This window comes from Butyrivibrio sp. YAB3001, assembly GCF_900112195.1.
In the GTDB taxonomy this organism is placed as follows: Bacteria; Bacillota; Clostridia; order Lachnospirales; family Lachnospiraceae; genus Butyrivibrio.
On sequence record NZ_FOKR01000021.1, the window covers coordinates 48,023 to 66,184 of the forward strand.

Here is an 18,162-nt window from a genome sequence, read left to right on the forward strand (position 1 = left end):
TGCACGCATTCTTAGATGTAACTATTTCTTTATAATCAATATCCCATTTGGTTCAAGCATTCCATTTCCATCAGGACTGCTTGTCCATTTTCTTGAATAGATGATAGAGGCATCATTATCACATGGAATCGTAACTGCCTCTTCTTCACAGTTTAAGTATACCTGGATGCTTTCCTGTTCACCAATTTTCAGATAAGAGATAACTCTTTCCTTGGGAATGTCATTTGGGAAATGGAAATTTCTACTCTTGCAGGATTGAAAAGTCTTTCTCATGGAAATCAGTTTTTTCATCTCATTTATTTCAGTATCTTTTTGCCCTGCAACGATTTCATCCCAAGGCATACAGCGTCTACAGTCAGGATCATAGGAACCATCCATGGCAACCTCTGTGCCGTAGTATATGCAGGGACTTCCAGGCATGGTAAAGAGTACAGCAAGCTGCTGATAAAAGATATCCAAATTGTGCTGTGCTTTATCAAGAAGTCTGTTGGTATCATGGGAATCCAACAGGTTAAAAAGCACATCATTTACCTGGGAATAGTACATAGTAAAACAACGGTTAATGTCATACTCAAAGGTTTCTCTTCCGCGATTTTTATAAATCCAGAAGTCTGCAATGGCCGTGGAAAGAGGGTAGTTCATTACAGAGTCATACTCATCACCGAGAAGCCATGATATTGAGTCGTGCCAGATTTCTCCAAGCAGGTAAAAATCCTGCTTCATGTGGCTTGTCATGTATCTGATAGCCTTGAGGAAAGAGTGGGAAATCTCGTTACCTACATCAAAACGAAGCCCATCTATGTCAAATGTATCAATCCAGAACCTGATTATATCAAGCAGATATTCCTGAACCTCAGGGTTATTGGTGTTAAGCTTTGGCATGTACTCAGCAAATGCAAAAGAGTAATATCTGCCGTCCCTGGTATCCTGTCCCTGCGTTACAGGCCACTTATTGACCATGTACCAGTCTGCATATTTAGAGTTCTGCCCATTTTTCAGTACATCTTCCCACATGGGGTGGTCGGAGCCGGTATGGTTGAAAACAGCATCAAGCATAACTTTGATCCCAGCTGCATGAGCTTCATCTACAAGGCATCTCAGGTCATCGTTGGTACCAAAGCAAGGGTCAACTTTTTTATAATCTCTTGTGTTGTATTTATGGTTGCTATGAGCCTCAAAAACTGGATTTAGGTATATTCCGGTGATGCCAAGATCTTTTAGATAAGGAATTTTATTTCTTATTCCCTTTATATCGCCGCCATAGTAATCATCGAAACTTCTTATTTCGCCTGTGTGCCACGCGAGAGTATTCTCAGGGCTTATGGATGGATCACCGTTGCAGAATCTCTCGGGAAAAATCTGATACCATACTGTATCATTTACCCATGCAGGGGTTCTGCATACATCAGAAGGATTCATCCAGGGCATTATAAAGTAGGAGAGAGTCTTACCATCCTGATTCATTTCTTCTTCAGTATAGAAACCATCTTCGAAGAAATATATGCATTCTTCGCCGCTATGAAGTTCAAAGTAATATTTGCAGCGCTTGTATTTGGGGACAAGAGTTGTTGTCCACCAGATGTGGTTTTTAAGTCTTTTCTTAAAATATATTTCTTCTTTTTGACCATTCCAACGCTCATTTCCACCCATTATTCCGGCATCGTAGGGATCACCATAAATGATGTAAACTTTGTCCACATCGTAGCCGGTTTTTATATTGATAATAAGCTGTTCATTGTCAAGACAATAGCAGTACTGCTCTGACATTCTGTGATATATAGATCCTAAATTCATAATGCGTCCTCCTAAGGAAAACGTTTTCCGTGACAAGGACAATATATTATAAAACCGGATTGAAGTCAAGCACTTATTATTCGTAAAATAGGCAGTATTAATTTAGTTGGCTGATTTAAGTGAATAGTTATGCATACAACCGAAAACCCATCTCCCCCTGGTAAGGAAGATGGGTTTTCGGTTGTATATGATCATTCGATTTATTTACGAGCTTTCAATTTGGAAGCCGCTTCCTCAAGTTTGACAGGATCGATCTTGCCTTCGGCAATTGTTCCTGCAACCCAGATTTTGAGAGCTTCTACAGTCTGATCTATCTGGTTGAGCTGTTCCTGGATCTGAACGAAATCAGAAAGCTCATCCTCGGTTATTTCGCCATCAGCTGTGATGTCGATAAATCGATCCTTCTGTCTGTCTAATGAGTTAAGAGCAGATAACATTCCAAGCACTATCTCAGATAAGGATGAAACCTTAACCTCAGGAACAGAAGCCTTTCCGATACGGCACTCGTGTGTGCAATAATAATTGCATAATTCAGGACGTTTATAAGCTGCAGCCATATCTACTACATCTTCAGGATAAATGGCAGTTTTGCCGGTTTCCATCTTCTCTATGCGGCTTTCGCTGATGCCTTCCATGAGCTCGCTTGCCTGTGCTCTTGTAAGTCCCGCATCCTCACGAGCTTCGAAAAAAACATTTTTATTTTCGCGTATTGACTTCTTCCCCATACAAATACAATCCTTTCAAAAAAAACAATCTATCTGTTCAATATTACCTTATTTCATAAGAAAAATGAAGATAAATTATCAAAATAGGTAGTGTATAATAGAAAGTTGAAAGGGGTTTACAAAATGATCAAGCGAAATTTACATGACAATTGGGAGATGAGGCGCACAGATCAGGATAAATGGTATAGCGCAGTAGTGCCCGGCACAGTTTATACAGATTTACTGGAAAATGGCCTTATGGAGGATCCATATTATAGGGACAATGAGGATGCAGCAAGAGAGCTCATGGATTATGACTACGAATATCGCACAAGATTTGCGGTTAGTTCTTCAGATGAGCTAAGAAGCCATGAGGAAGTAGTATTAAGATTTGAGATGATCGATACTGTTGCAGATATTTATCTGAATGATTCTCTCCTTGGCAGCGTCTGCAATATGCACAGGACATACGAGTATCAGGTAAAAGAAATACTCAAGGACGAGAATGAATTAAGGGTTATTCTTCATTCTCCAAATAAGTTCATAAAAAAAGCTTTTGAAGAAGATCCTGTACTGGGAACAGAGGATTGCAGCAAGGGATTTCCAAAGCTTAGAAAAGCTCACTATATGTTTGGCTGGGATTGGGGCCCAAGACTCCCAGATGCAGGTATCATGCGCACTGTAAGCTTACTTGGAATCAGCAAGGACCGCTTTGAGAGCGTATATATCAGGCAGAAACACCTTGAGGACATAGTTGCGCTTTCTTTTGACATAACAACGGAGAAAAAGAGTGGTTGCACCTCGAAAGTGTCTATTACTTCTCCAGACGGGAAAGAAATCATCACAGATAAGGATGCTTCTGAAGGTGTAAATATCGTTTCTCCACAGCTGTGGTGGCCTAATGGATATGGAGAGCAGCCGTTATACACTGTGAAAATTGAACTGAAGTCACAGGACGGAGAAGTTCTTGATATCTGGGAAAAGAGAATTGGTCTTAGGACAATGTCTATTTCCAGACAAAAGGATGAATACGGCGAAGAGTTTGCGCACGTGGTTAATGGCGTAAAGATTTTTGCCATGGGCGCAGATTATATACCGCAGGATAATATTCTGAGCAGGGTAAATAAGGACCGCACCAGAACTCTTCTGAAGCATTGTGCTGATTCACACTTTAACTGCATCAGAGTGTGGGGCGGCGGATACTATCCGGAAGATGATTTTTATGATATCTGCGATGAGCTTGGACTTGTGGTATGGCAGGACTTTATGTTTGCCTGCGCAGTCTATCGTCTTACAGAAGATTTTGAAGAAAATATAAAAGAAGAGATCATACAAAATGTCAGAAGATTAAGACATCACGCCAGTCTTGGCCTTTGGTGCGGAAATAATGAGATGGAGCTTTTCGTAGGACAGGAGCACTGGGGAGCTAAGCATACGCTCAAGTCAGATTACGTAAAGATGTATGAATATCTTTTCCCAAAAATTATGAAGGAAGAAGATCCTCAGACATACTACTGGCCGGCAAGCCCATCCTCAGGCGGTGGATTTGATGATCCAAATGATGAAAACAGGGGTGATGCGCATTATTGGGAAGTATGGCATGGAAATCAGCCATTTACAGCGTACCGTCAGTTCCATTTCAGATATCTGTCGGAATTTGGATTCCAGTCATTCCCGTCAGTTAAGACCATAGAGACCTTTACTGAACCTGAGGACAGAAATATCTTTTCCTATGTAATGGAGAAACATCAGCGTAATTCAGCTGCCAATGGGAAAATAATGAATTATATGAGCCAGACATTTCTTTATCCTGAAAGTCTTGACGAGCTTGTTTATTATTCACAACTATTACAGGCTGAGGCAATCCGCTACGGCGTTGAGCATTTCCGCCGAAACAGGGGCAGATGTATGGGGACAGTGTACTGGCAGCTCAATGACTGCTGGCCGGTTGCATCCTGGGCATCAATAGATTATGAGGGCAGATGGAAAGCGCTTCAATACTATGCAAAGAGATTCTTTGCGCCGATTCTCATATCCTGTGAAGAAAAAGGTTATCTGGACCAGAGAGTTTCAGTCAATGATGATGCTGAGCCGATAAGAAAGTCGATACGATTAAACGTTCAGAATGAACAGCTTGAAAGTGCTAATGTTAAGATGAAGTGGCAGCTTAGAAATGCCAGGGCAGAGATCCTTGAGCAGCATGAGGAAGATATTAAGGTGGATCCGCTTTCTTCATATTGGTTTGAGGAAAAGAGCCTTGATCATGCACTTTTGCATGAGAACTATGTAAGCTATCAGCTCGTGAACCGGAATAATGAAGTAATCTCGGAGGGAACAGTTCTGTTCTGCCCACCTAAGCACTTTAAATTTGTTGATCCTCAGCTTTCATACAGAGTTGAAGGGGATGAGATCATTGTATCAGCGAAGGCATATGCTAAGAGCGTTGAGATCATGAATGATAATGATGATCTGCTTCTTTCTGACAACTACTTTGATCTGAACGCAGAGGAGAAGCGGATTAAAGTTATATGCGGAAAGATTCAGGGCTTAAAATTGAGAGCTGTAGGTATGAAAAGAGCTTAAATATTGATTTAATGTGCTATCTGTCATGAAACGATTTTGACATTTTAAATGTTATAAAAATTTTACGATTTACCGTTTTTATATATGTTAAAATCTTTCCATAAAGGTGCGAAATGTTATTCGTTTTTACCGCTGTTAAGGTTAGATACATGCAGAGGAGGAGACTTTATGGCAGATAGCAGAACAGATTTGATCAATCAGCTCGCGGCAAGTATGGGCGCCGGAGAATATGCTAAAACGAGATTTGAAGAGTCGAGATTCGATGTTGAGACCGGTACACTGTATTGTGACGGGTATGTTATTTCCAAATCAGTCATAGATGAGGCACTGCAGCATTTTAATCTGATGCAGCATAAGTGCGATATGAACGACCCGGCATCGAGGCATATGGCCCTAATTTATAAAACTGCCATTGAAGGAATTAAGAAATTAAGAGAAGGCGATAAAAAAAATAAATAATATATTAAAAAACCATTTAGTTTTTAATAACTAAGTGGTTTTTTGTCGATTTATGTACGATTAAATGTTATTATAATTTCATAATTGAGGTAATTGTATTTAGCAGTTAAAACATCTTTCTAATACCTAATAATAAGGGGAGGTAAGCAAATGCAAAATTACACAAAGGTTGAGTATGCAGGGAACAGTGGCGTTATTTTGAGAATAACACCGGGCCATTTCGTTACACCACATTCGCATGTCAATTATTATATGGATCTGTGTGATACCAAAGCCAGAATGAAAGAAGCAAGAGCTACAGGTGAGGCTTTGGCAGAGATGTACCTTGCTTCCGATGTTATCGATACTATCCTTTGCCTCAATGGAATGGAAGTAGTGGGCTCTTATCTGGCAAATAAGCTTACAGAAGCCGGAATTATTTCCATGAATTCTCATAAGACTATGTACATCACTCAGCCCGAGTACAATGTCAACGGACAGATGATGTTTAGAGATAATAACAAGCATATGATCGATGGGAAAAAGGTTCTCATCCTTATTGATTCCGCAACTACCGGAGGAACTTTAAAGACTGCGCTTGATTCAGTCAGATTCTACCGTGGTGAGATTGTTGGAATATCTGCTGTGTTCTCGATTGCAACACAGATTGAAGATATTCCTATCAGAGCGCTCTTTACAATGAGAGATTTTCCTGATTATGCAAGCTATCCGCAGGATTCATGTCCTTTGTGCAAACAGGGAATTCCTGTAGATGCGATATGCAACGGATTTGGGTATTCAACATTATAAATTTGCAAGCCCTGGTGTGCAACACTGCTCATATTTGATTGTATGTGAGCCGGGTACATTAGCAGGTAAAAAATGGAGTTTTTATGGCGGATACTGAAAATCTCAATGCTTTTGATTATGTGGTTCAAAATATTGATGAGGCAATTAAAAATGGATGGATCAAAATCTATTACCAGCCGGTAATCAGGTCTATCACTAAGGAACTATGCGGAGCAGAGTCTTTGGCAAGATGGATTGATCCTAAAATAGGTTTTTTGCCTCCCGATAAGTTCATAGGTGCCCTTGAAAATACCCAGCAGATTCATAAACTTGATTGCTATATGGTGGAGTGCGTCTGCAGGGATATTCATGATCTCATGGCGAAAAATAAGCCGGTAGTTCCAGTATCGGTTAATTTTTCGCGTCTTGATTTTGAAATGCTGGATATGGTCTATTTTGTGGAGCAGCTCGTTGCAAAATACGATATTCCGAGGGATATGCTTCATATTGAGATTACTGAAAGCATGATTGTATCCGATGAAAACCTTATGAGCCAGGTAATCCGTGATTTCAGGAGTACCGGCTATGAAGTCTGGATGGATGATTTTGGAAGCGGATATTCTTCACTTACACTGCTAAAAGACTTTGATTTTGATCTTATCAAGATGGATATGCGTTTTTTGTCCACATTTACAGATAAGTCCAAACAGATATTAAGGTCAGCTATTACTATGGCAAAGGACCTTGGTATAAGGACCCTTGCTGAGGGTGTTGAGAAACAGGAACATTTCGATTTTTTGCAGTCGATTGGCTGTGCCAGAATACAGGGCTACTTTTATGGAAAGCCGGAACCGCTTGATGAGTTTTTAAGGCATATGGAGGAAAAAAACATACGTTTCGAGGAGCGTAAGTGGAAGAACTTCCTTGATATTGCCAGTTTTGCGGTAAGAGATACAGACAGCCCGCTTGAAATAGTAATTGATAATGGGGTTAGTTTTAAGACACTGTTCATGAATGAGCCCTTCAGAAAGAATTGTACCATGAGCATGAAGGATTCCTATGAAGAGATTGACAGGCGTCTTTACAATATGGCTTCGCCGCTTGCAAAAAAATTCCGCGAATTTGCAAATATTTTGGAGAAAAGCGGGAATAGAGAGATTTTCTATTTTACTGCAAATGGCAAGTATATGAAATTTATTGGCCGGGTTCTTACGCATCTTGATGGCAGATATCTGATTAAAGGGATGGTAATGGACGTTACGAATTTATCGTCCGATCAGAAAGAAGCTGCCAGAATTGAAACAAGAATCAGGGAACTAAATCTTTTATACGAAGTGGTCCATCTCATTAATCCTGATACCGACAGCATTACACCGCTAGTGGGTAGCTTTAGGTATGTGGAAGAAGATAATAATCATTTGTATGACAGCTTAAGGTATGGTCTTAGTACATTTACACTTGATTATGTCGCTCCTGATCAAAGAAACCAGTTTAAAGAATTCTTTGATTTTAATACTTTACGAAACAGGATAGAAGAGAACAAAGTTGGATATATAGAAGAGGCATTCAAAATAAAGCAGACTGATGGAACCTACGAGTGGCGTGAAATTGTCGTTATGATGCTTACCGGAATGGGAGCAGGAGAATACCTCTTTTGTATAAAAACACTGCCTGATGGGTTGACACCAGGGCATAATGTTTCCAATGATGTTAACTCCATACTGGGATTACAAAAGATATATCATAATATATGGGAAAATCTTGTATGGAACAGTTCCATCAAGTTTTTCCTTAAGGATAAGAATAGAAGATTTAAAGAAGTCAGTCAGGCATTCCTTGATTTTTATGGGATAAGGTCAAGGGATGACATTATCGGTAAGACTGACGAAGAAATGCAGTGGCATGTGGATGATGATTACAACAATACCGAAAAAGCCATTATAAATAAAGGTCTCCGCGTAAAAGATGCTGCAGGACAGTGCATAGTAAATGGTGTTGTTCACAATATTATGTGTAACAAGATGCCACTTTATGATGAGGGTAAGATCATTGGACTTGTCGGCTATTTCATTGATAGTGAGGATGAACTTGCCAGAGTTAATAAGACCAAAGGACCATCAAAAGTTGACGAGATTACAAATCTGATGAATGCCAGAGGCTGTTTGGATGCCATGATAGGGTATGCGATCCAGTTCAATGATTTTGGCAAGAATTATGGCATTATAATGCTCTGTAACATGAATCAGAAGCGAATAATAAATACTTATGGAAAAGAAACTGCTGATAAGGTTTTGTTTGAGATCGGCAAGAAGATAATTGAAGTAACCAAACAGGGTTGTGCTGTTGCAAGACCTAAAAATGCGGTATTTGCAATAATGACACAAATTGAAGACAGAAAAGAACTGCATAATCTGGCAGATTTTATAAGCGCCAATGTTGGCTCAATTCAAAAGGCAAATGGAAACAGTGTTACATTAAAGATCAAGCGAGTATTTCGTTTAAGAACCGACCCGGGAACAACAGATGAGAATATTTACCAGTCGGTTCTCGAGGAGCTTGGAGATACAGATGTTTAAAGAAAAAGCTGGTTCAAATGTCAGAAATGTGATACAGATAGTGGCATCCGGTCACCTCCACTTATGCGATACTAAGCGATAGAATCATCTGATATTGACTACAAATATACTCCACATTATTGTAAATTAATGATACCATTTGATGTGAGTTTAAGCTATAAAAAACCGTAAAAAAGAGGAGATCAAAAAGAGGAGATTTTTATGCCTATTTTAGCAGCGTTTATGGTGCCACATCCACCTCTTATTATTCCTGATGTTGGAAGAGGCGGCGAAGCGCAGATAATAGAAACATCAATGGCTTATGAAAAGGTTGCAGACTTAATTGCAATGATGCATCCTGAAACTATAATCATTACAAGTCCGCATGCTACTATGTATGCTGATTATTTTCATATATCTCCCGGAGGTGCAACGACAGGTTCTATGGCGCAATTTGGTGCGGGACAGGTCAGATTTATTGAAGAATATGACAAAAAGCTTGTGGATGAGATTGAAAAGCTTGCAGTAAAGATGGATTTTCCTGCCGGAACAATGGGAGAGATTGACAGAGACCTTGACCATGGCACAATGGTTCCTTTATGGTTTATCAGAAATAAATACAAAGAAGGAAAGATAATCAGAGTTGGGCTTTCGGGCCTTCCGTTGACAGATCACTATAAACTTGGCCAGATAATCAGAGAGGCTGTAGATAATACCGGGAGAAACGTTGTTGTCGTTGCAAGTGGCGATCTTTCCCACAAACTTCAGACCTATGGGCCATACGGTTATGCACCGGAGGGGCCTGTGTATGACCAGAAGATAATGGATGTATGCTCAAGAGGCGCATTTGGAGAAATGCTTGAGTTTGACGAGGATTTCTGCGAAAAAGCGGCTGAGTGTGGGCACAGGTCTTTTGTTATAATGGCAGGAACTTTGGATGGCGTAAAAGTAGTGGTAAATAAGCTTTCACACCAGGATATAACAGGTGTTGGATACGGCATTTGTACTTTTTTCCCTGCTGAAGCTGATCCTAAAAGAAAGTTTTTGGATATCTACTTAAATAAATGTGAAGAGGCACTGGAGATGACCAGAAAAAACGCTGATCCGTATGTGAAACTGGCCTATAAGTCGCTTGAAAGCTATATCTTGAGAAGAGAAGTAATTGCTGTCCCGGACGATGTTCCGGAGGAAATGCTGACAAAAAGGGCAGGAGCATTTGTTTCAATACATGAACATGGCAAACTTCGAGGTTGTATCGGAACTATCGGTCCCACAACAGAGAACGTTGCCAGCGAGATTATCAATAACGCGATCAGCGCATCAACAAGAGACCCGCGGTTTGATCCAATAAAACCGGATGAATTAAAGTGGCTTGATATAAATGTGGATATACTGGAAGAACCGGAAAATATCGCATCACTCAGGGAGCTTGATGTGAAAAGATATGGTGTCATAGTAACAAGCGGAAGGAAGAGAGGACTTCTTTTACCGGATCTTGATGGAGTTGACACTGTAGAGCAACAGGTTGAGATTGCCATGCAAAAGGGCGGAATCGGTGAAGATGAAGCGATAGAGCTGCAGAGATTCGAGGTTGTGAGGCATTATTGAATGAAATACGGAAACATATATTTACTGTGTGTTTCGTGAGAACATTATGCAGCAAGATATCATGCAAAAGCGCAAATGTAGTTAATAGGTTCATAAAGCGTATTTATAGCGTGATTGTGAAATGCTAAAAGTGCATTTGCTATATAACATATATGTGATATATTTGATAAATGAAAAAGACGACACTAACAAATTCCTTTATAGATTGGAAGATGTTAATACCGTCTTTTTTTCGTTTTATTTGTAAACAGGTGATTTAAGCGTTTAATATATCTGCACCTTCTCCGCGTAAGAAATCCTTTATTTTCGGATTCTGGAACATCTTAATGGATTCAATAGCACACTGATATATAAGAGCCATGTGCTTTGTTGCGGGATCATCGTAACTGCATTTATTTTTAAGTGTGGTGAAGTATTTAACTGCTTCATCTGCAACATTTGAGGAAATAGCCATGCCCTTACAGTATAAAGTTCCTGTCTCTGCATCATATCTTGATTGTTCAAATTTTGTAGCTGCAAATTGTCCGGCACCCATGGATGCGGCAAGCTGGTTGATTAAATCTGCTCTTTCAATACTCATTCAAACGTCCTCCCTGACCTTAACTTAGCGATTCTTTTATACCATAAATTTATAAAAAAAATATAAAAAACACAAAATTTAAACATTTATTGACGTTAAGCACAAAAACGCCAAAAACAGTAGTTTTAACATTGTAGATTTTAACGAGATAATGAAATATTGTTTCGCGAATATCCGAATTTATTAAAATAAAATTAAAAAGTCCGCATTTTTTGAGAAGTGATGGTTTTATTATGGAGAGTGCATTTATGGAGGAATAGGTATAATGTTTCATGAAATAGTTCTGATATTGGGGAATAGGAGGAATTAAAAATGGGTAACTGGGGAGACGATACAGATTTTGAAGTAAAAGCCTTAAAGGATTATGAGGGGCGTTTTACCATCAATTTCAAGAAAATCTTTTATGATGTGGATGAAATTAACCAAAAGACGCTTGAAGTAACACCTAAGCATCCGAAAGATTCTTTGCTTAAATTATGGGCAGGAACAATGGTCGGCATTTTTATATTTATGCTTTTGTGTTATCAGGTATTTACACTGGTTATGATTCCGTTCATTGCTTTTTACGTAATAGCGCTTGTAAGAATTTCATCCTGCTGGAAGAGCTTTAAGTATAATCTTGTGGAATTCTGGGCAATGAGCGTGGTTGCGTTAGGAGTTCTTTTCGCACTTTCACAGGTTCTTCAGCGCGTGCTTGAAAAGGCGTTTTTATGAGAAAGAAAATATTAAAAAAAGGGGCAGGTATTTTCTTATTGCTATCCTGTGTACTATTGGCAGCTTCAGGCTGTGGTGAGGTAGCGCAGGAGAATGAATCCAGGGAGGATAACTTAATGAGTCAGGAAAAAAGTTTTCATGAAAATCCGATAATTAAAGATATTTATACAGCTGATCCGGCACCAATGGTGTATGGGGATACTTTATATCTTTACACAACTCATGATGAGGATGAGCTTGTCAATGATTTTTATACAATGGAGGACTGGCGCTGTTTTTCTACTAAGGATATGGTCAATTGGACTGATCACGGCGTGATTTTCTCATTGGATGATATAGGCTGGGCTGATTCAAGGGCATGGGCACCTCAGGCAGTAGAGAGAAACGGCAAGTTCTACTTATATTGCCCTGTACATAAAAGAAACGGCGGAATGGCAATCGCAGTTGGTATTTCTGATAATCCTGCTGGTCCTTTCAAGGATTTGGGACATCCGCTTATCGATGAAGGGGATTGGAATGATATTGATCCTACAGTGTTTATCGATGATGATGGCCAGGCTTATCTTTACTTTGGAAATCCCGAGCTTAGATATGTGCTTCTTAACGAGAATATGATCACATACGACAAAGAAGTGGGAATTGTGAAGGTTCCAATGACTGAGGAAGCTTTTGCTAAGGGAAGTCATGATACAGGAACTTCATATGGTGAGGGACCTTGGTTCTACAAGAAGAATGATCTGTATTACATGGTATATGCGGCCTTTGGTGTAGGTAAGCAAAATGAGCATTTGGCATACTCAACGTCAAAGTCTCCTACAGGACCATGGAAATATGGTGGAGTGCTTATGACAGAAGAAGGTGGTGTTTTCACAAATCATCCGGGAATTGCGGATTTCAAGGGGCATTCATATCTGTTCTACCACACAGGAGAGCTTCCTGGGGGAAGCTTGTTCCACAGAAGTGTATGTGTAGCAGAGTTTACCTATAACGATGATGGCTCAATCAGCCCGGTGCCAAAATGTAACGGTGTAAGCGCAGTGGAGTGATTTCTCGGGCTCACCTGCCGTTTTCCTATGGACAGCCGCAGAATATCTTTTCTTATTTTTGCTCATTGAAAATGCATGCCGCAGATATAAAATAACAGTTCAGTTGGCAGATAAGATTCCTATGAGACAGTCAGAAATACGCAGTTCTCGGACGAGCAAGATGATTTTCAAAATGAAGGATTGAAGATAGACCGATTGTTCCGAACAGCGCTGAGATGAGGTCTATCTTCAATCATGATTTTTAGAAAATCACTGCGCAGACGAACACAAGTATTTCTGACTGTTCATAGAAGCTATCTGACAATTGAACTGTAGCACAAGCTGTAGGACATGCCCAGACATGCCCACAGAAATCAATTTCCTGTAGTGACGAATAATTGTCTTTGCGTGTATAATAAAAGAGTAAAGAAATGCGCGATATATAGCCAATTGGGACGCACATAGTTTGATTTCTCCGGAGGGATGGTGTAATGGAAGCCGTATATCAGGGGGCGGAGAGTATTCTTCGCTATATCGTTGAGTTTTCTACACTTCTATTAGAATTGTTTGGCATATGTATTCTTGTGTTTACTGCGGTCAAGAGTTTTATATTCTGGCTGAAGAAGGATGATTCAATCAGGCTTCAACTGGCACAGGGGATAGCGCTTGCGCTTGAATTTAAGCTGGGCGGAGAGGTGCTTAGAACGGTTGTGGTACGTGAATGGGCAGAACTTGGAATTCTTGGCGCTATCATTGCACTTAGGGCAACGCTTACTTTCCTTATCCATTGGGAGATTAAAAATGAGGAGAAGGCATTGGCACCTAAGCTGGATGAAAAGAAATAACATACGTTTATATATATGGCAAGGAATATGCATATAATGCGGCTTTAGTGGGGATATGATTTAGTTTTGTTATGTTTTTGGGGGAAAACATATGGAACTATACTACAACATGATTGTAAATATTGGCCTTCTTATTCTGATTGCCAATATTCTGGTTAGGATTCCTATTGTTACACAGATCATCTGTGAAGAGAATAAGCATACTTATTTAGCCAAGTTCGTGCTTGGCGCGATTTTTGGGGGATTCTGTATTTTTTCAACTCATACCGGGGCTCAGGTGCAGGGAGCAATACCAAACACGCGTGTTTTGGGTGCGCTTGCAGGAGGCCTTTTATGTGGACCCACGGTTGGAGTGTTGGCAGGTCTTATCGGTGCTGTTCACCGAATCTTTTTTGACATCCATGGAGTAACAACTTTTGCATGTGCGCTTTCTACGCTATTGGAAGGCATTCTGGGCGCTGTGATCTACAGTGTTTTTCGTAAAAAAAATCTCGATTTTGAATGGTATTTTCTGGTGTTTATTACTGCAGCAGCTGAGTGTTTGCACATGGTAAACCTTCTTATTTTCGTGCATCCTACGAGCATTGCGGTTTCTATAGTTAAGATAATTGCTTTACCGATGATTATCTTTAATTCCATTGGAATGGTCCTTTTTTTCTCGGTATTTGAAGATATTTACACACGTCAGAATCTTATCGCGGCGGACAAGATGAGGCTTGCCCTTAATATAGCCGATGCCTGTATGTTGAATATAAGGAAGAACCCTATAACTGATGATGATTATAAAGAGATGGAGAGGACCATAAGCGGTTTTTCCAGGTGCAGAGATGTTTTCTTTATGCCGCGTAGCAGCAGAGAAAGACTTTTTAATTCTGAATATGATTTTACAGAAGAATTTATCGAAAATATGGATAAAAAGTGTTCGACAATTCTTTTACATAAAAAGGAATGTAAAGGATTTAGATTAAGACAGACGTTTGTTGCTTCAGGGTCTAAGGTAACAATGGGAACGGAGACCTGGGGGTATCTGGTGCTTGTTTTTGACAGGCGGTATTCTTCTTTAGAGGCCGCGGAATGTCTGGTTTCCGCACTTGCCAAGTTCTTTTCAACAAATTATGAAGCATATCAGGTTGAGTATCAGAAAAAAATGCGTGAGAGAGCAGAGTTCAGAGTTCTTCAATCGCAGATAAATCCACATTTTCTTTTTAACAGTCTAAATACAATTTCCTGCTTTTGCAGGGAAAAACCGGATTATGCAAGAGAGCTTCTCCTTGCGCTTAGCGTGTACTTTAGGCATAGTTTGAATTCAAGTAATGACTATATGATAGATATCGCTACGGAATTTCAACAGGTGGATGCATATCTGATGCTTGAAAAAGCGCGTTTTGAGGAACGGCTTCAGATAGTAAAGGACATCGAAGAAGATATTCATAGACAGGTTCCGACACTTATTCTTCAACCAATCGTAGAAAATGCGATAAAACATGGCGCTATGAAAAGAGAAATCGGAAAAGTTGTGATCGGTGCACATATGGATGGTGATGAGCTTGTTGTTCGAATTTCCGATAATGGATTTGGAATACCAGCGCCTGTGCTTAAAGCTTTTAATGATAAGACAACCAAGGGAAAGTACGGGCTTTTGAATGTTGATGGGAGATTGCGGAGTATTTACGGCGAAAAGTATGGACTGAAAATTGATAGCTCTGAAGAAGGATGCGCTGTTACGATGAGAATTCCGCCAAAAGCTTTATTGGAGGGGTGATATGATAAGACTACTGATAGCTGATGATGAGCGACCTGCAAGAAGTGAACTTTGTTTTTTATTGGAAAAGATTTTTAGAGAGAAACAATGTGCAGATGCCTTGTTTTATGAGGCGGGAAGCGGGGCACAGGTTTTAGAACTTTTGGATAAGCATTCTTTTGATGCGTGCTTTTTAGATATAGAAATGGGCGATATTAAGGGAACAGAGATAGCAGAGAGAATCCGTAATAAGAATGCGGATACCGCGATAATATTTGTGACAGCATACGAAAACTACGCAATAAATGCCTTTGACCTGGATGCAGTAGATTATGTTATGAAGCCCTTTGATGAAACAAGGCTGAAAAAAGCCATTGATAAGCTGATGCAGAGAAAACTTGCGACCCAAAAGCAATCAGTGGCATTTGCCCTTCCGGCAGGAGATCACATGGAGGTAATAAATGCCGATAATATCAGCTATATCGAGGCAATCCATAAAGGCTCGAAGGTTCACAGCCGACATCAAACATACTATAGCAATGAACCTCTTATAGAATGGGAAAAGAAGCTTGAACCTGAGGGAAAGAAATTTGTGCGCATCCATAAAAGCTTCATAGTTAATCTTGATGACTGCAAGGCACTGGTTCCTGATTATAACAACGGCTATGCCTGTAAGTTAAAAGACTATGAAGATGTGGTAATTCCCATAAGTCGAAATATGATTCATGAGGTTAGGTCATATTTTTGTATCTGATATATAGATTTGTGAAAAAAGCAGTAAAATAGCGCAAAGAAGAAAAGAAGCCAAAATGTCTAAATAATGATAAAACGATAATACATTTCAGTCCCGCTTTTTAGCATTTGAATACCATATAATTGTTTGTAATACCGTATATATCTATACTTATTATTAGGGAAGAAGGCAATGACCATTCTTCTACTAAAGTATAGGAGGGGATTCAAATGATCAGCTTTTTTGTATGTTTGGCAATTCTGATTGCAGGGTATTTTGTTTACGGGGCTATTGTTGAGAAAGTATATGGCCCTGATGACAGGCAGACACCTGCTGTCAGGATAAATGATGGCGTTGACTTTGTAGTAATGCCAAAATGGAAACTCTTTTTGATCCAGCTACTTAATATCGCAGGTCTCGGACCAATTTATGGCGCTCTGGCAGGCGCACAGTGGGGTACGAGCGTGTTCCTTTGGATTACTCTCGGAACAATCCTTGCGGGTGGTGTTCATGATTTTTCAGTAGGCTTTATGAGCATGCGTCATGATGGAGCTAGTGTATCTGAACTTACAGGAATGTATCTTGGCAACATAATGAAGACAATAATGCGTATTTTCAGCGTTGTTCTTCTTGTAATGGTAGGTACAGTTTTTGCAGTTGGTCCTGCAGGACTTATATCACTTCTTATAGGTAAACAGGGCGGTTCAGGTCTCTTGACTAACAGCACGTTCTGGCTTGTTCTTATTCTAGTTTATTATTTTATCGCAACCTTCGTACCGATTGATAAGATCATAGGCAAGTTGTATCCGGTATTTGGCATCTGCCTTATAGTTATGGCGATTGGCGTTGGAATTGGTATTTTTACACATGGTTACACAATTCCTGAGATTCAGCTTTCAAACCTTCATCCAAGCAGTACACCTATCTGGCCTATGATGTTTGTATCAGTTGCATGCGGAGCTATTTCCGGTTTCCATGCTACACAGTCTCCTCTTATGGCAAGATGCTGTAAGTCAGAAAAAGAAAGCCATATGGTATTCTACGGAGCAATGGTCAGTGAAGGAATTATCGCTCTTATCTGGGCTGCAGCAGGAAGCGCAGTTTATGAAAAGACTGGTGGAATTACTTCAGGACTTACAGAGATGCTTGCAAGTGGTCAGGCAGCATGTGTATATGATATCTGTACAAAGACAATGGGTGGATTTGGTATAGTTCTTGCAATGCTTGGCGTTATTGCCTGCCCTATCACTTCAGGAGATACAGCTTTCCGTTCAGCAAGACTTGTTATTGCAGACTGGTTCAAGGTAGACCAGAAGCCTTATTTAAAGAGATTGTATTTATGTGTACCGCTTCTTTTGGTAGGAGCACTTGTCAGCCAGCTTAATTACAGCGTGGTTTGGAGATATTTTAGCTGGTCAAATCAGACATTGGCTATGATAGCTCTTTGGACTGCTTCAATGTATCTGTTTAGGAATGGACGCATGTACTGGTTAACAGCGATTCCGGCAACATTTATGTCAGCAGTTTCTGTAACATATTTCTTCTGCGCACCGGAGTGCCTACATCTGTCAGTGCTGATCGCATATCCTGTTGGACTTATCGCAGCGGTTGCATTTTTAGGTCTTTTTATCTTCCAGACCAGAAAGAGTCCGGTAACTGATGGAAAAAAAGATGATAGTGGTCATCACCGCCACTTACATACAGCATAAAATATAAGACTAACTATTAAAGATTGTCAATAAAAAATGATTTGAAACAGAAAAGTTTAAAATAGAGCAACGATGACTTATTCATCGTAATCAGCACCTTGAAAACTGTATGACAAATAGAGCATCGCCTGAGATGCTCTTGAAAGAAGACTTGTATGGAATTAGTTAAGCTGCTTTGTTGTATGGCTGATGCGATTTCTCGAGCTGATATATCAATCTCACGAGTTTCTTGGCAGCATGAGATACAGCAACATAATAATGCTTTCCTTCAGCCCGCTTTTTGGCGAGGTATTCATTGAACGTCGGATCCCAATGGCAGACGTAGATAGTGGCGTTAAACAGCG

General features: G+C 39.9%; 14 protein-coding genes and 1 pseudogene. 11 read left to right on the forward strand and 4 right to left on the reverse strand.

Annotation, left to right across the window (positions count from 1 at the left end):
- Nucleotides 1–21: 21 nt before the first annotated feature.
- Complete coding sequence (locus BM086_RS17135; RefSeq protein ID WP_092329983.1) at nucleotides 22–1,794, reverse strand: glycoside hydrolase family 13 protein; 1,773 nt, start codon at nucleotides 1,792–1,794, stop codon at nucleotides 22–24.
- Nucleotides 1,795–1,994: 200 nt separating this feature from the next.
- Nucleotides 1,995–2,519, reverse strand: a complete 525-nt coding sequence (locus tag BM086_RS17140) for a helix-turn-helix domain-containing protein (RefSeq protein ID WP_092329988.1) — start codon at nucleotides 2,517–2,519, stop codon at nucleotides 1,995–1,997.
- Between the two features lie 123 nt (nucleotides 2,520–2,642).
- Between BM086_RS17140 and BM086_RS17145 the strand changes: the two genes are divergently transcribed.
- The 5 genes from BM086_RS17145 to amrA all read left to right on the forward strand — a co-directional run bounded on the left by BM086_RS17145 (nucleotide 2,643) and on the right by amrA (nucleotide 10,471).
- On the forward strand, nucleotides 2,643–5,081 hold the full coding sequence (locus BM086_RS17145; protein ID WP_092329989.1) for a beta-mannosidase: 2,439 nt from the start codon (nucleotides 2,643–2,645) through the stop codon (nucleotides 5,079–5,081).
- A gap of 168 nt (nucleotides 5,082–5,249) precedes the next feature.
- Nucleotides 5,250–5,540, forward strand: a complete 291-nt coding sequence (locus BM086_RS17150; protein ID WP_092329990.1) for a hypothetical protein — start codon at nucleotides 5,250–5,252, stop codon at nucleotides 5,538–5,540.
- A gap of 150 nt (nucleotides 5,541–5,690) precedes the next feature.
- A complete protein-coding gene (locus BM086_RS17155; RefSeq protein ID WP_092329993.1) occupies nucleotides 5,691–6,329 on the forward strand; it encodes a phosphoribosyltransferase family protein in 639 nt (212 codons plus the stop codon).
- An 83-nt stretch (nucleotides 6,330–6,412) separates the two neighbouring features.
- Nucleotides 6,413–8,884: an EAL domain-containing protein gene (locus BM086_RS17160; protein ID WP_092329995.1), complete on the forward strand. Its 2,472-nt coding sequence runs from the start codon at nucleotides 6,413–6,415 to the stop codon at nucleotides 8,882–8,884.
- A gap of 201 nt (nucleotides 8,885–9,085) precedes the next feature.
- Entirely contained in the window at nucleotides 9,086–10,471 is a 1,386-nt protein-coding gene (gene amrA, locus BM086_RS17165; RefSeq protein ID WP_092329999.1) for an AmmeMemoRadiSam system protein A, read from the forward strand.
- A gap of 256 nt (nucleotides 10,472–10,727) precedes the next feature.
- On the opposite strand, the gene BM086_RS17170 is transcribed toward amrA, so the two are convergent.
- Nucleotides 10,728–11,051 carry a hypothetical protein gene (locus BM086_RS17170; RefSeq protein WP_092330000.1) on the reverse strand — a complete coding sequence of 108 codons (324 nt, stop codon included), beginning with the start codon at nucleotides 11,049–11,051 and terminating at the stop codon, nucleotides 10,728–10,730.
- A gap of 312 nt (nucleotides 11,052–11,363) precedes the next feature.
- Here BM086_RS17170 and BM086_RS17175 point away from each other — a divergent pair, with 312 nt between their 5' ends.
- The 6 genes from BM086_RS17175 to BM086_RS17200 all read left to right on the forward strand — a co-directional run bounded on the left by BM086_RS17175 (nucleotide 11,364) and on the right by BM086_RS17200 (nucleotide 17,818).
- Nucleotides 11,364–11,765, forward strand: a complete 402-nt coding sequence (locus BM086_RS17175; protein ID WP_092330002.1) for a hypothetical protein — start codon at nucleotides 11,364–11,366, stop codon at nucleotides 11,763–11,765.
- Nucleotides 11,762–12,811, forward strand: a complete 1,050-nt coding sequence (locus tag BM086_RS17180; RefSeq protein WP_242952252.1) for a glycoside hydrolase family 43 protein — start codon at nucleotides 11,762–11,764, stop codon at nucleotides 12,809–12,811. Before BM086_RS17175 ends, BM086_RS17180 begins: the two co-directional genes overlap by 4 nt.
- Nucleotides 12,812–13,281: 470 nt before the next feature.
- Complete coding sequence (locus tag BM086_RS17185) at nucleotides 13,282–13,635, forward strand: DUF1622 domain-containing protein (RefSeq protein WP_092330004.1); 354 nt, start codon at nucleotides 13,282–13,284, stop codon at nucleotides 13,633–13,635.
- 91 nt (nucleotides 13,636–13,726) lie between these two features.
- A complete protein-coding gene (locus BM086_RS17190; RefSeq protein WP_092330006.1) occupies nucleotides 13,727–15,397 on the forward strand; it encodes a LytS/YhcK type 5TM receptor domain-containing protein in 1,671 nt (556 codons plus the stop codon).
- 1 nt (nucleotide 15,398) lies between these two features.
- Nucleotides 15,399–16,130 (forward strand): LytR/AlgR family response regulator transcription factor, encoded by a 732-nt coding sequence (locus BM086_RS17195; protein ID WP_092330011.1) that lies wholly within the window; start codon nucleotides 15,399–15,401, stop codon nucleotides 16,128–16,130.
- 209 nt (nucleotides 16,131–16,339) lie between these two features.
- A complete protein-coding gene (locus BM086_RS17200) occupies nucleotides 16,340–17,818 on the forward strand; it encodes a carbon starvation CstA family protein (protein WP_092330013.1) in 1,479 nt (492 codons plus the stop codon).
- Between the two features lie 165 nt (nucleotides 17,819–17,983).
- On the opposite strand, the pseudogene BM086_RS21970 reads toward BM086_RS17200, so the two are convergent.
- Nucleotides 17,984–18,162: pseudogene (locus BM086_RS21970) on the reverse strand (IS110 family transposase); the annotation flags it as partial.

What these genes read in the sequence shown, in the direction of transcription:
- BM086_RS17135 (WP_092329983.1), bottom strand. Translation starts at nt 1,794, where the DNA reads ATGAATTTAGGATCTATATATCACAGAATGTCAGAGCAGTACTGCTAT.
- BM086_RS17140 (WP_092329988.1), bottom strand. Translation starts at nt 2,519, where the DNA reads ATGGGGAAGAAGTCAATACGCGAAAATAAAAATGTTTTTTTCGAAGCT.
- BM086_RS17145 (WP_092329989.1), top strand. Translation starts at nt 2,643, where the DNA reads ATGATCAAGCGAAATTTACATGACAATTGGGAGATGAGGCGCACAGAT.
- BM086_RS17150 (WP_092329990.1), top strand. Translation starts at nt 5,250, where the DNA reads ATGGCAGATAGCAGAACAGATTTGATCAATCAGCTCGCGGCAAGTATG.
- BM086_RS17155 (WP_092329993.1), top strand. Translation starts at nt 5,691, where the DNA reads ATGCAAAATTACACAAAGGTTGAGTATGCAGGGAACAGTGGCGTTATT.
- BM086_RS17160 (WP_092329995.1), top strand. Translation starts at nt 6,413, where the DNA reads ATGGCGGATACTGAAAATCTCAATGCTTTTGATTATGTGGTTCAAAAT.
- amrA (WP_092329999.1), top strand. Translation starts at nt 9,086, where the DNA reads ATGCCTATTTTAGCAGCGTTTATGGTGCCACATCCACCTCTTATTATT.
- BM086_RS17170 (WP_092330000.1), bottom strand. Translation starts at nt 11,051, where the DNA reads ATGAGTATTGAAAGAGCAGATTTAATCAACCAGCTTGCCGCATCCATG.
- BM086_RS17175 (WP_092330002.1), top strand. Translation starts at nt 11,364, where the DNA reads ATGGGTAACTGGGGAGACGATACAGATTTTGAAGTAAAAGCCTTAAAG.
- BM086_RS17180 (WP_242952252.1), top strand. Translation starts at nt 11,762, where the DNA reads ATGAGAAAGAAAATATTAAAAAAAGGGGCAGGTATTTTCTTATTGCTA.
- BM086_RS17185 (WP_092330004.1), top strand. Translation starts at nt 13,282, where the DNA reads ATGGAAGCCGTATATCAGGGGGCGGAGAGTATTCTTCGCTATATCGTT.
- BM086_RS17190 (WP_092330006.1), top strand. Translation starts at nt 13,727, where the DNA reads ATGGAACTATACTACAACATGATTGTAAATATTGGCCTTCTTATTCTG.
- BM086_RS17195 (WP_092330011.1), top strand. Translation starts at nt 15,399, where the DNA reads ATGATAAGACTACTGATAGCTGATGATGAGCGACCTGCAAGAAGTGAA.
- BM086_RS17200 (WP_092330013.1), top strand. Translation starts at nt 16,340, where the DNA reads ATGATCAGCTTTTTTGTATGTTTGGCAATTCTGATTGCAGGGTATTTT.